We start from the raw sequence: 16,300 nt of genomic DNA, 5'->3' as shown, positions 1-16,300 counted from the left end.
CGCGCCAGATTTGGCTGGCTTTACGACAAAAACATCCACTTTGTCTTATTCAACTATAGCTTGAGCAATAGTCGGGCTAAGCTGCCAATACAAATATCTCTCAACACATGATGAAATGAATAATAAGCCCTTGCGTCAACTCCAGACTTATTTGCAGTCAAAATTAAAGCCTGAACATTACCAGAGCCTGGTAGGTGTTATTGGTGATATGCCGCGTCTGCTGACCATCAACCTTGCTTGCGGCTTTGCCGTTCAATATCTCCTGCATGCCCGGGGCAGCCTGTTTGAACATGTCGTATTCTCCATGTTCATCGGCTTTTCAGCCTATTTGCTGATCAAGATATTCAAGCGACTGTTCTGGGGTGCAGGGACACCAAACACCATTGGTTTCTACCTCATGTGTGTGGTGGTGGCCCCCCTGGCTTTGATGGTAGGCATGTCTGTCGCCGCCTTTGTATTCAATTACCCTATCCCGGATATTAATAAGCTTAAGTCGCCATACCTGATCAGCTCTATTGGCATGACTTGCATAGTCAGCCTGATCGCTGCCTGGTCATTCTGGAGCCGTGCCAGGATTTCAGAATTGCAAGCCGCCGCCGAAGCCGAAAAAGCCAAGAATGCCGCCATAGAAAAGCAGGCCATGCAAGCCCAGCTACAAATGTTGCAGGCACAGATAGAACCGCACATGCTGTTCAATACCCTGGCCAATCTGCAAGGCCTGATCGCGATAGACCCGCCGCGTGCCCAACACATGCTGGCACAACTGATCGTCTATCTGCGCAATACCTTAAGCTCGTCCCGCGCAGAACAAACCACGCTGAAGCAGGAATTCACGCTCATGCAAGCCTATCTGGAATTGCTGGCGATACGCATGGGCAAGCGCCTGCAATATACATTGGATTTACCCGACGATTTACAACAAACCCCAATCGCCCCCATGCTCTTGCAGCCGCTGGTGGAAAACGCCATCAAGCATGGGCTGGAACCAAAAATGGAAGGCGGCAGCATCCATGTCGTCGCAGAAAAACAAGGTTCACAATTGCACCTGAAAGTCATTGATACAGGCCTGGGCTTGCCCTTCAATTATGACGACAGCAAAAATGCCAGTAGCACAGCGAATAACATAGGCAACGCCAATATCCGTGAGCGCCTGCAAGCCTTATATGGTCCACAAGCCAGCCTGAGCCTGAAAGCCAATCAGCCTGAAGGTGCGATTGCACACCTCAGCATCCCTATCAATTAAATAATCCAGATAACCATGACAGCCAAACGTGCCTTGATCGCAGAAGACGAACCCATACTCGCACTGACCCTGCAAAAAATGCTGGAAAAACTCTGGCCGGAGCTGCAGCTATGTGCAGTGGTTGAAAACGGTGTACATGCGGTACAGGAGGCTCTCGACAAGCTGCCCGATATCCTCTTCCTCGACATCAAAATGCCAGGCAAAACTGGCCTGGATGTCGCGCAAGAATTGGCCGAAGAATGGCCGGATGACAAAGCCTTCCCTCTCATCGTCTACGTCACAGCCTATGATGAATATGCGATAGAAGCCTTTGAACATTCGGCATCTGATTATGTCTTGAAGCCAGTCAGCGAAGAACGCCTGGCCAAGACTGTGCAAAGATTGCAAGCAAGGCTGGATGACGGCGTGCAAAGGCCAAATGAACTGGATCGTGTGCTCGAACAATTACGCCACCTCGTGCCAGGCCAGGCTTTACCAGGAGGAAATAGCAACAGCAACCAGGCAGCGCCAGAACGCCTGCGTATTATCCGCGCCGCCGTCGGCAACCAGATACGTATGATCAATGTCGACGATGTGCTGTATTTTGAAGCGACCGATAAATACATCAATGTCGTCACCAGAGAGCATTCATCCCTGATACGCAGCAGCCTGCGTGAATTATTGCCACAACTGGACAGCAGCATCTTCTGGCAAATCCACCGCAGCACCGTCGTCAATACCCTGCATATACAAATCGCTAACAAGGATGAAACTGGCAAAATCAGTCTCAAACTCAAAGGTAGTGAGGACAAACTGCAGGTTAGCAGGGTATACGCACATTTGTTCAGACAGATGTAATCATGACTTACGCAAAACCGCCCCAGCTGCGTTGCAGCTCCCGCGTTAATCTTTCCTTGCACTAAAGTACTGTCTTCGTCGCTACGGTGTAGTCGGGGTTTCAGGCACCACGTTGCCTGCCGACGTAACGAACCGCGCTTGCAAGGGTGGTTTCCTGAAGCGATACCCTTGCTGGGACAATTTTGCGCAAGGCCTGATAAGATGCTTTCAAAATACAGAAAAGCGACTATGACAAATCCAAAAAACTTAAACGATTTGCAATGGCAATGCGCCAGCTTTGCCGAATTGAGTAATGTGCAATTGCATGCGATTTACCAGGCGCGGGCTGCCGTGTTTATCATTGAACAAAACTGTGTCTATCAAGATGTGGATGGCAAAGACCCTTTGTCACACCACTTGACAGCATGGACGCCAGAAGGCGAAGTGGCAGCTTACCTGCGCATAGTCCCGGCAGGCATCAGCTTTGATGAGGCGTCACTTGGCCGCGTCATCAGCACCAAAGACTGGCGCGGCACGGGTGTTGGCAAAGCTTTAATTGCAAATGGCATCAAGGCTTTGCATGCGCTCTACCCTACTGCCCCTGTCCGTATCGGTGCCCAGGCTTACCTCGAAAAATTTTATGGCAGCTTTGGTTTTGAGACGGTTTCTGACATCTATCTGGAAGACGATATTCCCCATATCGAGATGCTGTTGGTCGCAAAAGCCTGATTAAATCGCTTATAATGCTGCCAAATCAATGACTTACTGAATTTCATCATGCCTGCTGTAATACAAACACCCGATAAACCCTACGTCAATATTTCTGCCTACAAGTTCATCACCTTCGATGACACCGCTGAAAAACGCCAGGTATTTCTGGACAAATGCAAGGAACTGAATCTGAAAGGCACGGTACTGCTGACGCCAGAAGGCATCAATATGTTCCTGGCCGGTTTGCGCCATGAGATTGACGCGTATATGGACTGGCTGCACCAGGATCCGCGCTTTGCAGACATCGTCGCCAAAGAAAGTTTTTCTGACCACCAGCCCTTCACCAAGATATTGGTCAAGCTGAAAGCAGAAATCATCACCATGCGCATGCCGCTGATCAAGCCTGAAGAAGGCCGTGCCCCTGCCGTTGATGCCCACACGCTGAAGCGCTGGCTGGACCAGGGTCATGACGACAATGGCAAAGCCGTGGTCATGGTCGATACCCGCAATGATTTTGAAGTTGATGTTGGCAGTTTTGACAATACCATCGATTACCGCATTGCCAAATTCACTGAATTTCCGGCTGTGATTGAAGCCAATCGCGATGTACTCAATGACAAGACCGTAGTGACTTTTTGCACCGGTGGCATACGTTGCGAAAAAGCGGCCATTCACATGCAGAATGTTGGCTTCGAGAGTGTCTACCAACTTGAAGGTGGCATACTCAAGTATTTTGAAGAAGTGGGTGGTGATCACTACCATGGCGACTGCTTTGTGTTTGACTATCGCACGGCATTGAACCCGCAACTGGAAGCCACCGATACCAAGCAATGCTTTGCCTGCCGTGCCGTTGTCACACCCCGTGAGCAATTGTCACCGTGGTATATCTCTGGCAAGTCTTGCCCGCATTGCAAGAAAGAATCCACCGGCGCAACCGAAGCAGAAACCACTATTGCCCAATAGTCAAACCTGCTCAAATAACTCTTTCAGATAAAAGCATTACTGTTTACAGCGGTAATGCTTTTTTTTATTTTCTGCAATGAACTTCGCCAGTTTCGATCAGTCTATTCTTTCAGAACTCATTTCATAAATAGGGTGAGATGCGTTTGTCTCATAACACGGGCTGGCAAGGGTAAAGCAGGGGTTTCGTGCAGCATGCTGCACGCCTGCGTACGATGTGCGCTTGCAAGCGCACATGCGCCCTGCAAGGGAACGAGGCAGTCAATAGCGGTGCTATTGATCACGAGTCGAATTGTCAAAACCTGCAGTCCAGCGTGTGTTATGAGGCAAACCCTTGGTGAACTGACGATTTGGGCGCATTGCAGTGCGCTGTGTGTCACCCCTCCCTCGCTAAGGCACCAGCCTTAGCAGCGGGTCACGCCTTGCACTGCATCCCAAATCGTCTTGTTCGCACTCATCCTATTTATGAAATGAGTTCTAGTAGTTCTATAATCCAAGAGCGCCTGCTCAGACAAAAAACATCCTATCCAGAGACTTCCTATGAAACGCTTACTACTTAGCACTCTCGCCCTCAGCCTGCTGGCCAATGCAGCCCAGGCAGCAGACCCCAGCCCAGCCACAGTCGTTGCCAAAGCGACTGCCCTTGGTTCTGGCATCTATCCCGAAAACATGGATAAGGCCGTACGTGCTCAGGATGATTTTTATCGCTATGCGCAAGGTGCATGGTTAACGGCCAATGAAATCCCGGCAGACAAATCTGACTGGGGCACTTTCATGAAAGCGCGTGAGGATGTGCAGCAGCAATTGCGCACCATCGTTGAAAGTGCTGCCAAAGAAAGCAATAAAGTAGCAGGATCAGATACACAGAAAATCGGTGACCTCTACAACAGCTTCATGAATGAAGAAAAACTTAATGCCCTGGGTATTGCAGCACTGAAAAGTGAACTCGGCAAGATTGCAGCAATGCAAAACAAAAAGGCCATACCTGGCCTGATTGCTCATTTGCATGAGATAGGTGTCAACACGCCGATACGTGTGGGTATTGGCCAGGACAATAAAAATTCAAGTCAATATGCTGTTGATGTCGCCCAAGCTGGGCTGGGTTTGCCAAATCGCGATTACTACTTGAAAATGGATGACGCAAAAATGGCAGACATCCGCGCAAAATACAAAGCACATATAGAAAAAATGCTGACGCTGGCAGGCGAAAAAAATTCTGCCATACAAGCCGACAATATCATCGCCCTGGAAACTGCTATAGCAAAGGTACAGTGGACAGCAGTAGAAAACCGCGACCCGGTCAAGACCTATAACAAAATGGCCGTCAGTGATTTGAACAAGATGACTCCGGCATTCAACTGGACAGCCTATCTGCAATCCGCTCACATGCATGGCAAAGTCAATGATCTCATCGTATCGCAGCCGAGTTACATCAAGGGCTTTGACGACAACTTGAACAACTTCACGCTGGATGTCTGGAAGTCTTATTTCACCTGGCACCTGATCAGCGCATACAGCCCTTTCCTGTCATCTGACTTCGTCAACGAAGACTTTGCCTTCAAAGGTGCCACCATTGCAGGTATCAAGGAAAACCGTACGCGGGATAAACGTGGCGTGGCGCTGACTGATCAGGTATTGGGTGAAGTTGTAGGAAAAACCTATGTCGAAAAATATTTCTCACCTGAAGTCAAACAGCGCACAGAAAAAATGGTGGGTTATTTCCTCGAAGCTTTCAAACAAAGCATAGACACACTGGACTGGATGAGCCCGGAAACCAAGAAGCAGGCGCAAATCAAACTATCCAAAATCAGCGTCAAGATAGGCTACCCAAAACAATGGCGTGATTATTCCAGCCTGACGATAAAGAGCGATGACCTGATCGGCAACCTCATGCGCGCACGCAAGGCACGTCATGACAGGGAAGTTGCCAAACTGGGTAAACCCATAGACCGCGAAGAATGGCATATGACACCACAAACAGTGAATGCCTATTACAGCCCTGAGATGAATGAAATCGTCTTCCCGGCAGCACGCCTGCAATCGCCCCTGTTTGATGTGAATGCAGAAGACGCTTTCAACTATGGTGCACTGGGCATTTCCATAGGCCATGAAATCAGCCATGCCTTTGATGACCAGGGCGCACAGTATGATGGTGACGGCAATTTGCGTAACTGGTGGACAGCCGAAGACCAGGAAAAATTCAAGAAAAAAACCAAGGTATTGGTAGAGCAATACAATGCATACAGTCCCTTACCTGGCCATTTCCTCAATGGTGAGCTGACCCTGGGTGAGAACATTGCTGACAATGCCGGTATCGTCATGGCATTGCGCGCCTACAAACTATCCTTGCAAGGCAAACCTGCGCCTGTGATTGATGGCTGGACAGCTGAGCAACGCCTGTTCATGGGCCTGGCACAAGCCAGACGTGGCAAGTCACGCGAGCAACGTGCGATTACGCTCATCAAGACTGACCCGCATTCCCCAGGCGAATTCCGCGTCAACGGCAGCCTGGTCAACCATCCTGATTTTTATACTTCTTTTGACGTCAAACCTGGCGACAAAATGTATCTGACACCGGACAAGCGTGTCAGTATCTGGTAATCAACATCATCTTCACGCCACCTGCCCTGCTCTTATCAAAGGGCATGGCAGCTGGCGCATCAGTATCTATTTTCCTGAAAAAACCAATTTCTGGTATTAAATTCCACTACCTCTTCTGTAACTATTTGCTACTGACGACAAATAGCTTGTGATTCTATGGTCTTATATTATTGTAGAGTCACTTTCTACATACAAGGAAACTTCATGTCAGCATCAATTCGCAAAATCGCTCTGATTGCCGCCCTGTGCGCGAGCAGCCTGTTACCACTTTCTGCACACGCTGGCCGTGGCTGCATCTCTTGCGGGCCATCTGGTGGCTCTGAAGCTCTGTCCATGGGTGTAGGCATCATCATGCTCGGCGGCTTTTCCATGGTGGCAGGATCAGGCGAGATGATCGTTGATACGGTCAAGGCTGGTGCCGATGGCGTGACTGTTGTACTCAAAGGCTCTACCCAGGCTGTCAGCACTACAGTCAGGTTATCTGGCAAGGGCATAGAAAAAGTTGGTCTGGTCAGCGGTGCAGTAGTAGAGGTCAGTGCCACGGCGACTGGTTATCTGCTGGTCAGTGCAGGCAAGGTGCTGGCGTTCATCCCGAATGAAATCGGCACTGCCCTGATGCATCACAACAAGGTCTGATCAAATTTAATATGCGCACACACTCACTGACTTCCCCGGTAACGCTGACTAATTTGCTACCATTGATACAGCGTTTATTCATCGTCATCACACTTGCTTGCACGGCACCGGCTTTTGCCGGTCGCCCTTGCGAGGAAAATAGTTACGATCCAAAGAAAGTCATGCAGGCGCTGGAGTTTGCGCACAAAACCCAGATCAGACTGGATGAAAGCCAGGCCAACGTTGCCATCATCGCCCGCGTTGGCCAGGATTTGTCCAAGTATAATTTACGCTATTCCCACCTCGGTTTGATAGAGCGTCTGCCAGACGGTACCTGGTCTGTCATGCATGAACTGAACCAGTGTGGCACAGCCAATTCAGAATTATTCAGGGAAGGTCTGGGTAATTTTTTCATGGACGACATGTTCGCCTTTGAAACCCTGGTCCTTATTCCCAACACTGAACTGCAACAGAAAATACAACAAGTGATGGCTGACGGCCGCGCCAAGAACTTGCATGCGCCACGCTACAATATGTTGTCCTATGCTTACTCCACCACTTATCAAAACTCGAATCAGTGGGCCCTCGAAGTTATCGCAGCGGCACAAGCCAATGACGTACGCATAGAAAACCGCATGCAGGCACAAGCATGGCTGAAGTCAGCATCCTATAGACCTGACACCATCTACATCCCTTCCCTGACACGTCTGGGTGCACGCATGTTCCGCGCCAACGTAGCATTCGACGACCATCCGTTTGACCGCCGCATGGCCGGGCAAATCGACACCGTGACTGTGGAGTCCATCGTTCGTTTCATGATGGGCAGAGACCCCAAGGCACAAAAATTCGTGATTGGTCAACCCTGAACAAACACGTCCGCCCAACTCAGGATTGCAGATATGTCCACAAGCGGGCGGCTACTGGCCCGTGCATGACGTCGCTGCGACGGGCTGCCACCAGTTGCAATTCACTCTCCTTGAAATAACGCCCACGTATCGACAACAGCCTGCCATCTGCAAGCTCGTCCTGCACCAGGTAGTAAGGCATATTGCCCCAACCCATGCCTTGCAGTATCAACTCTTTTTTCATGAACTGGTCACTGACCGTCCAGCTATGTGCGCCCGGTATCAAATGATATTCACGATGTTGAGTATGGGTGGCGGTATCACGCAAGATGCACTGTACATAGTCGCGCATCTGTTCGGTCGTGATCGCATCATGAATGGCAAATTTTAAAAAACCTGGTGCCACTACTGGTATCAGTTTCACCTTGCCCAGCCTGATGAATTCCATGCGCACATCTGCTTCATTGATATGATGCAGAATCAGGTCTGCATCACCATCCATCAGGCGCTCGACAGGACCGGTCAGCGTCTCGAACTGCAAATGCAATCGGGTGCCAGGGCAATCATCAAAAAAACGCTTCAGCCTGGCCAGCGTATCTGGCAGATGACACAGGTCGCCGATAACGACACGCAGTTCGGTCTCTTCCCCCGCCGCCAGAAACTGCGCATGTTTTTGCAAGGCAACGACATGATCAAGCACCTGCCTGGTCTTGAGATGAAATGACCTGCCTTCCGCCGTCAGGCTGACGCGATAGCCACTGCGATCAAGCAAGCGCAAACCCAGGCGGTTTTCGAGGTTTTTGATTGCATTGAAAACCGTCGGATGAGTACGGTGCAATCTGTCAGCAGCAGCCTGGAAACTTCCCTCTTCCGCGACCGCATTCAAGCAGAGTAATTCTTGCAGGTTTATATCATTCATCTTTGTAATTTTTATCTACATTATTTGTATTTATTTAGTAATTTTATTCTACATACATAAAAAATACACTGACTTCACTTTTCAACCACATGAAGGAGCAAGTCAATGCGCGCAATAGTCATCAAGCAATATGGTAGTGTCGGGCAACTGGATATACAGGAACTGCCAACACCCGCCCCCAATCCCGGGCAGGTACTGATACGGGTAAAAGCCTTTGGCCTGAACCGCGCCGAACTCTATATGCGTCAGGGAAGCTGGGGCGATGTCGCCAAAGTCAGTGGCATAGAATGCACTGGCGTGGTCGCCGAAGACCCGGGCGGACGTTTGCAGCAGGGTCAGAAAGTAATCGCCCTGATGGGTGGCATGGGGCGCAGTATCAATGGCAGTTATGCAGAATACACTTGCGTGCCCACCAGCAATGTCGTCGCGGTGGAAACCGACATGCGCTGGGAAAACCTGGCCGCCCTGCCGGAATCCTACGCCACCGCCTGGAGCAGCCTGCACGGTAACCTGAGCCTGCGATCTGGACAAACACTATTGATACGTGGTGCCAGCTCTGCACTGGGTCAAGCAGCCATCAATATTGCAAGCCATGCCGGTGCCTGCGTCATTGCCACTACCCGTACCCTGGACAAGGCAGAACAACTGAAGTCACTCGGTGCCAGCCTGGTGATACTGGAGCAGGGTCAGATTGCCCAGGATATCCGGCACATGTACCCACATGGGCTGGATGCGGTGCTTGACCTGATAGGCAACAGCAGCATAATTGACAGTCTGCGCAGTCTTAAACGATATGGGCGTGCCTGTCTGGCTGGTTTTTTAGGCGGCCCGGCACCTATTGCCAACTTCAATCCTATCCATGACATGCCCTGTGATGTCTACCTGAGTTTTTTTGCCAGTTTCATGCTGGGGACGCCGGAATATCCACTATCTGCCATCCCCTTTCAAGACATCATAAACTGTGCTGAACAAGGCATTTATCAGGCCACGCCAGCAAATGTGTTTGAATTTGAACAGATACGCACAGCGCACGAAATGATGGAAGCCTCCACTGCCAGGGGAAAGCTGGTAGTCAGGGTTGGCACATAAAAAAGATGGCGACACCAGCCTGCCACTGGCGGCTGGCTGGTTCGTCAAAACAACTTACCAGACAGCCATCCATTGAACAGGAAACCACAATTGTATCGATTAGTGGACTTATTCAAATGTCAGTTTTAAGTCTTGCCTGCAATTCCCCTGCCCGTTAGCATGTCTAGAAAATAATAATAAGTTTGCAAATATCAGAATGCCGCCAATGTACGCACAGTGCCTGGCATGACCCGATTTTTATAACTATCAGAGACAAAGGTAAAGCATGGAAAAGTTTTGGCTGCAATCCTATCCCCAAGGTGTGCCCGCAGAGATCGACTACACCCAATACACTTCATTGGTGCACTTGCTCGAAGAGTCTTTCCAGAAATATGCCGACCGCAAGGCTTATGTCTGCATGGACAAATACCTGAGCTATGCCGAAGTAGATGACTTGTCGAAAAAATTTGCTGCATGGTTGCAAAACAAGGGTCTGGAAAAAGGCGCACGTGTTGCCATCATGATGCCTAACATCCTGCAATACCCTGTCGTCATCGCCGCAGTCTTGCGCGCAGGCTATACCGCCGTTAACGTCAACCCCTTGTACACGCCGCGTGAACTTGAACATCAGTTGAATGATTCAGGCGCAGAAGCCATCATCATCCTGGAAAATTTCGCTACTACACTGCAACAGGTACTGAGCAAAACCAGGATCAAACATGTGGTAGTAACCAGTATGGGTGACCTGATGGGTGGCGTCAAAGGTATGGTCGTCAATTTCGCCGTACGCCATATCAAAAAAATGGTGCCGGAATTCTCATTGCCGAGCGCTATCAGTTTCAAGCAGGTATTGGCAGAAGGCTCCCGCCTGCAACTGCAAGCAGTAAAGCTCACCCATGACGACATCGCCTTCCTGCAATATACCGGTGGCACCACAGGCGTATCAAAGGGAGCAGTGCTGACACATCGTAATGTCACTGCCAATGTCTTGCAAAATGAAGCCTGGGCGCAACCTGCGTTGAACAAGGCGCCCAAGGTAGAAGCCATGACTATTGTCTGTGCCCTGCCCTTGTATCACATCTTTGCGCTGACCAGTTGCTACCTGATGGGCATGCGCCTGGGTGGCATGAATATCCTCATCCCTAATCCGCGCGACATCCCCGGCTTGATCAAGACCTTGTCACAACACCAGATCAGCATGCTGCCTGCCGTGAATACCCTGTACAACGGCTTGCTGAACAATCCCAGTTTTGCCCAGCTTGATTTTTCACTGCTCAAAGCCTGCAATGGTGGTGGCACAGCAGTACAACCTGCAGTTGCAGAACGCTGGAAGAAAGTCACAGGATGCCCCATCATAGAAGGTTACGGCATGTCAGAAACCTCGCCGGTGGCGACCTGCAACCCTGCAGATTCCGGTGATTTCAGCGGCACCATAGGTCTGCCCCTGCCATCGACAGAAATTGCCATACTCGATGACGACGGCAACCGTGTTCCCTTGGGCGAGTCAGGCGAAATTGCGATACGTGGCCCACAAGTCATGCTGGGTTACTGGAACCGTGCTGATGAAACAGCCAAGGTCATGACGGCTGACGGATTTTTCAAATCCGGCGACATCGGCATCATGGAAGCAAATGGTTTTATCCGCGTTGTAGACCGCAAGAAGGACATGATCCTGGTGTCCGGCTTCAATGTCTATCCGAATGAGATCGAAGGTGTCGTTTCCAGCCATCCCGGAGTGCTGGAATGCGCATGCGTAGGCGTACCAGATGACAATTCTGGCGAAGCCGTCAAATTATATGTCGTCAAAAAAGATGCGAAATTGACAGACGAAATATTGATGAGCTATTGCAAGGAACAATTGACTTCCTACAAGAAACCCAAGTACATAGAATTCCGTACCGAATTGCCTAAATCAAACGTAGGCAAGATTTTGCGCCGTGAATTAAGGGATGAAAAGAAAGAAGAGAAAAAAGCGGCTTGAACGCCAGGCTGATGTTGAGCTAACGTTGCGCTAAAAAACAAGGCCTGCATCGTCAGGCCTTGTTTTTTGGGATGTGCAAATCACTTAAAGGCTGTTGCGAAATTAATATAGCCAGGCGTAGCCGACGCAAACAGTACTTTAGTACGGTAAGAAGGTGCAACAACACCAGGTTAATTTCGCAACAGCCTCTTATTCTGACTTGAGCAAAGCCTGCCAGCGCACAGCCTGCTGCGACAAGCGCTTGCCACGGCCTATATATGACCAGGGATTGATGAAGCGTGTCATGTAACGCCATACCATCGCTACCGTATCGCCATCACGCCGCGGTATCACATGCAGGTGGACATGAGCGACATGCTGGTTCGCAGCCTTGCCATTATTGAGTAACACAGCTGTAGCATCACTCTCGCCACCAAGTCGCAATGCGGATGAAAAACGGCTGGCCATTGCGAACAGGTAAGCCACAGTCTCTTCCGGCAATTCTTCGATATGCTGCTGGTGCTGCTGGGGTATCACCAGCAGGTGCCCACGCGTCAATGGGAAAGCATCCAGAATAGCAATGCAGTGTTCATCACGGTACACGACAGATGCAGCACTACGCCCGTTGAGGATTTCGCAAAATATACATTCATGCTTGCCGGCCACATTATTCTCCACTTTGTATACATGAAAAACCCGTCACTCAGGACGGGTTCATCTCCTGTTGCTCCACACAGTATCACACGCCAGGAATGACTTTTTCCATTTGCTGGCCATCACTTTCTTTCGCCAGCTTTTGCAAGGCTGGATAATCGATCTTGCCATTCGAATTGAAAGGCATCTTGCGCAATTCAATCACGTCCTGTGGCAGCATGTAAGCAGGCAAATGCAGGGTACAGGCCTTGAGTATATCTCTTGATGATACGGTAAAGCCACAGCCATAGGCAAGCAAGCCCTGCACACTGCCATCTGCCGCCACAGGCCAGGGCACAACAGCAACCAGGTCAGAACCGCCAAGGCGACGGATCACGGCCTCAACCTCTTGCACCTCTACCCGGTAACCACGTATCTTGACCTGGTTATCGATGCGGCCGCAATACAGCAAGCCAACCTCAGCATCGACACAGGCCAGGTCACCGGTACGGTACCAACGCTGGGCCAGTTTGCCCTCGAAGTGCATGCTGAGGAAGCGCTGACGCGTCAGCTCCGCATTCTCCCAATAGCCTTGGGCCAGTTGTGAGCCGCCCAGATACAACTCACCAATTTCACCATCAGCAACAGGATTAAAGTGTTCGTCCAGCACCATGGTTTCTTGCCCCGGCAAAGGCTGGCCTATGGGCACGACAGGCAAGGCAGCGATACGCTGATTGCTGGCCTGATATGGATGCACCGTAAAGGCGATCGTCGCCTCGGTAGGTCCGTATAAATTTTCCATGATGGAATTGGGTGCAGCAGGTTGCCAGTCCTGCGCCAGGCTGGTGGGCAAGGCTTCACCACAAAACAGACTGTACTTCAGGCTGGGCAAGATGCCGGGGCGCAAGGCGTTATAACGCTTCAGGCATGCTGCCAGCGATGGCACCGAGAACCAGTGAGTCAATTCATGTTGCTGCACAAACTTAAGCGGCATCATCATGACGCGCGCAGGCACACTGTACAGGCAAGCGCCAGCACTCAGGCAGACGAAGATATCATGCACCGATAAATCAAAAGTAAAATCAAAGAACTGGGTGAAACGGTCACCTTGTCCTGGCTGATAGCGTCCTATGATACTGGAGACATAAGTACTGGCATTCTCATTCGTCACTGCCACGCCCTTGGGCAAACCCGTGCTGCCAGAGGTGAACAGGATATAGGCAACAGGATTGGCCTTGGCAGGCAGGGTAAGACTGACAGTATCAGCCTCAGCTATCTGGCGTTTCAAAATATAGGTATGCTGGCTGGCACTGGTTGCCCAGGCTGGCAATGCCTCAGTCTCTGGCATCAGCACGGTCAATGGCTCAGGGTAAGATTGCAGCAGCTCTCTGGCAGCATCCATGGAGCGTTCATCCACCACAATTGACGTCGATGAAGATAATTCAACCATGCGCAAATTACGCTGTACAGGGAATTTGGCATTCAGCGGCACATAGGCCATGCCGGCCAGCAAGCTGCCAAGCACAGAGGCATAGGCAGTAATGCTGCGGTCAACCAGCAAGGCACAGCGTTGACGGCTGCAATCTTTATTCTCGCGCGCCAGCGTGCGGGTAATCCGGGCGACACGCAACAGCAGTTCAGCATAGGTGTAGACTTGTTCGTCCACCCACAATGCATTGCTGTTAGGCTGGTTTTTTGCCGTATTGAAAAAACCGGCAATCAATAATTTTTGTTCTTTTTTCATAAAAAAGGTCTCCTCCTGGTCACGGCAATGACCATCATTTCGCTACCTCGATAACAGCAGGGCAATATCCGCAAACTTTCTTGGAGCGGACATTGCCGTTGACATCAATTCAGGCTAGGCACAACTTGCTCCTGATGCTGCGTCACAAATTGCCTGATCATGGTCGCCAGGTCTTCATCGTAAAAATGCGAGAAGTGATCGCCGTTTTCATCAAAGGACAATACCCCCTGTTTCAGGCCGGCGACCAGGAAGCGGCCAACATCGGCATGCGTGACCAGGTCCTTGCCACCGACATGCACGAGTACAGGATGTGGGATATCAGCAGTCCAGGCATCATCTCTTTCATTGAACAGGCCATTCATCATATTGGCGTAACGGAATAATGATTCCGGTGTGCGGAAAGGGACGCTGGTCATGTACAGCAAGAAAGGGTCGGTACTGGTCAGGATGGTAGAAATCATCTTGCGGTCTTCACCATCATCTGAGGTTGCATGGGCGCCATAAATGAGGTCGCAATACTTTTGGGCGAAACGATAATTGGCAGCAATCTTGGGGAAAAGTGTGCGTATATTTTTTTCAAAATCGGTGATCTTGATTTCATTCGAGGCTGGCAACGAGACGCCGCCATTCAGCAATACTGCCGATGAAATACGCTCAGGGAAAGCAGCCATGCTGCGCAGGCTAACCTGGGCACCACTGCTCCAGCCAGCGATAGCTGCCTTGGCAATGCCAAAGTGGTCGAGTATCGCCACCATGTCTTTGGCATGAGTCAGTGAATGACATTTCTCCAGATCAAATTCGTGGGTAATGGCTGGTACCCAGCGGCTTTCCCAGGTGATGACGTGGAATTGATCAGACAAGCGTTGGGCCAGCGGGAACATGAAATCAGATGGCATGCCGTAGGCATTTGCCAGCACCAGCGCTGGTTTGCTCTTGTCGCCCAGTGTCAGCACGCATAATTCCGTACCATCATCAGCTGTGACTTGCGTACGGTTGAAGGTCGTACCACTAGTTTGCTCGTCGAGCTCTTTGATAAAGGCTGTCAGGTAAGTGCCATAATCAGCCCAGCTCAGGCCCACATGTTTAGGCAGGCTACGGGCAAAGTTCTTGATGGTGCGGTAGTAGCCGCCATAAAACACGGTACGTTTGTCGAACAATTCTTCTATCGCCGTAGCAGGGGTATCACGCTCCGGCACGAAATTGATGCTTTTCATGCCAAGTGCAGTATCAATTTTCTCCAGCATGGTCTTGACATTGAGGTCGCTGGAATTGGTCAGGTGATACACCTTCTGATCACCAAAACCAATATTGCTCAGATAGATCATGTCGAACACGCATTGATCCACTGGCACCAGATTGCCTGCAGCAGCCAGATCACCGATGAGACGCAGAGGTGTCTGCAGTTTGCTCAGTGTTTCGCGCAGACGATACATTTCCTGCGTCAGGCCATAGATACCAAAGCGCGTGCCGCCGCTGCGGCGTGATGCCAGCGGCCCCATGATGATGGCGGGACGCAGGATGCGGTAATCCAGTCCGTTGGCATCACAGTATCTGGCGACTTCATGCTCGCCTTCATTTTTACTGCTCTCGTAAAAATTATTGTAGGCGATATCGACAGGATGCAGGCTCTCAGGTATTTCGCCAGCCACGCGGCCAGAGGTATAGGCAGTAGAGATATGCAGGTAATGCTGGCAATGCACGCGACGCGCCAGATCCATCACATTCTGTGTGCCATTGATATTGTGGTGATAAATTTCTTCCTTGTGGCGGTCTTCAAACTTCAGGCTGGCAGCACAATGCCAGAACTCGCTGATGCCCGCGCCAGTGAGTTTTTCCAGGTCAGTCTTGCTGATCGCGCACATGGTCTCGGTCATGTCGCCGAGTATGTATTCCAGCTTGCTGTCAATATCCGCTTTGGGGATGGGCTGGTTGTAGGCAGAAGCACATATGGCCAGCGCATCATACACGCGCTGTCTGGCGTGTTCCTGCGACTCTCCCCTGACCAGTACATAGATCTTGCCACTCTGGCGCAAACGCCAGAACAGGAAATTACTGCCGAGAAAACCGGTAGCACCGGTGAGAATAATATTCTTTGTCGTATTGCGATGACGGTTGGTCAGTTCCAGCAAATCGCCATAGCGATAATCAGTGAATTGATGTTCCATTGTTTTATTCCTTGTTTATG

At 50.4% G+C, this 16,300-nt stretch carries 13 protein-coding genes; 9 read left to right on the top strand and 4 right to left on the bottom strand.

Annotated features, from left to right (window positions below; genetic code table 11):
- The first annotated feature begins 115 nt into the window (after positions 1-115).
- From AC3WQT_RS21960 to AC3WQT_RS21930, 7 genes are all read left to right on the top strand, one after another.
- Positions 116-1,243, top strand: a complete 1,128-nt coding sequence (locus AC3WQT_RS21960) for a sensor histidine kinase (protein WP_492707090.1) — start codon at positions 116-118, stop codon at positions 1,241-1,243.
- A 15-nt stretch (positions 1,244-1,258) separates the two neighbouring features.
- On the top strand, positions 1,259-2,080 hold the full coding sequence (locus AC3WQT_RS21955) for a LytR/AlgR family response regulator transcription factor (protein WP_492707088.1): 822 nt from the start codon (positions 1,259-1,261) through the stop codon (positions 2,078-2,080).
- A gap of 228 nt (positions 2,081-2,308) precedes the next feature.
- Positions 2,309-2,788 (top strand): GNAT family N-acetyltransferase, encoded by a 480-nt coding sequence (locus tag AC3WQT_RS21950; RefSeq protein ID WP_492707086.1) that lies wholly within the window; start codon positions 2,309-2,311, stop codon positions 2,786-2,788.
- Between the two features lie 48 nt (positions 2,789-2,836).
- Positions 2,837-3,733, top strand: coding sequence for a sulfurtransferase (locus AC3WQT_RS21945; protein WP_492707084.1), 897 nt, complete (start codon positions 2,837-2,839; stop codon positions 3,731-3,733).
- A 537-nt stretch (positions 3,734-4,270) separates the two neighbouring features.
- Positions 4,271-6,331 carry a M13 family metallopeptidase gene (locus AC3WQT_RS21940; protein ID WP_492707082.1) on the top strand — a complete coding sequence of 687 codons (2,061 nt, stop codon included), beginning with the start codon at positions 4,271-4,273 and terminating at the stop codon, positions 6,329-6,331.
- 204 nt (positions 6,332-6,535) lie between these two features.
- Complete coding sequence (locus tag AC3WQT_RS21935) at positions 6,536-6,967, top strand: hypothetical protein (protein ID WP_492707080.1); 432 nt, start codon at positions 6,536-6,538, stop codon at positions 6,965-6,967.
- An 11-nt stretch (positions 6,968-6,978) separates the two neighbouring features.
- A complete protein-coding gene (locus AC3WQT_RS21930; protein WP_492707078.1) occupies positions 6,979-7,812 on the top strand; it encodes a DUF2145 domain-containing protein in 834 nt (277 codons plus the stop codon).
- A 19-nt stretch (positions 7,813-7,831) separates the two neighbouring features.
- Here the strand turns inward: AC3WQT_RS21930 and AC3WQT_RS21925 are convergent, their stop codons facing one another.
- Positions 7,832-8,710, bottom strand: coding sequence for a LysR family transcriptional regulator (locus tag AC3WQT_RS21925; protein WP_492707076.1), 879 nt, complete (start codon positions 8,708-8,710; stop codon positions 7,832-7,834).
- Positions 8,711-8,815: 105 nt separating this feature from the next.
- Between AC3WQT_RS21925 and AC3WQT_RS21920 the strand changes: the two genes are divergently transcribed.
- Both AC3WQT_RS21920 and AC3WQT_RS21915 read left to right on the top strand, forming a co-directional pair.
- On the top strand, positions 8,816-9,799 hold the full coding sequence (locus tag AC3WQT_RS21920) for a zinc-binding dehydrogenase (RefSeq protein ID WP_492707074.1): 984 nt from the start codon (positions 8,816-8,818) through the stop codon (positions 9,797-9,799).
- Positions 9,800-10,064: 265 nt separating this feature from the next.
- Complete coding sequence (locus AC3WQT_RS21915; RefSeq protein WP_492707072.1) at positions 10,065-11,759, top strand: long-chain-fatty-acid--CoA ligase; 1,695 nt, start codon at positions 10,065-10,067, stop codon at positions 11,757-11,759.
- 189 nt (positions 11,760-11,948) lie between these two features.
- Here AC3WQT_RS21915 and AC3WQT_RS21910 read toward each other — a convergent pair whose 3' ends face one another.
- From AC3WQT_RS21910 to AC3WQT_RS21900, 3 genes are all read right to left on the bottom strand, one after another.
- Complete coding sequence (locus tag AC3WQT_RS21910; protein ID WP_492707070.1) at positions 11,949-12,404, bottom strand: HIT family protein; 456 nt, start codon at positions 12,402-12,404, stop codon at positions 11,949-11,951.
- A 73-nt stretch (positions 12,405-12,477) separates the two neighbouring features.
- On the bottom strand, positions 12,478-14,115 hold the full coding sequence (locus AC3WQT_RS21905) for an amino acid adenylation domain-containing protein (RefSeq protein ID WP_492707068.1): 1,638 nt from the start codon (positions 14,113-14,115) through the stop codon (positions 12,478-12,480).
- A gap of 104 nt (positions 14,116-14,219) precedes the next feature.
- Positions 14,220-16,280: an alpha/beta fold hydrolase gene (locus AC3WQT_RS21900; RefSeq protein WP_492707066.1), complete on the bottom strand. Its 2,061-nt coding sequence runs from the start codon at positions 16,278-16,280 to the stop codon at positions 14,220-14,222.
- Between the last annotated feature and the right edge of the window lie 20 nt (positions 16,281-16,300).

Source organism: Undibacterium sp. FW305-107 (assembly GCF_058788535.1).
This window is presented reverse-complemented; position numbering and strand designations above follow the sequence as displayed.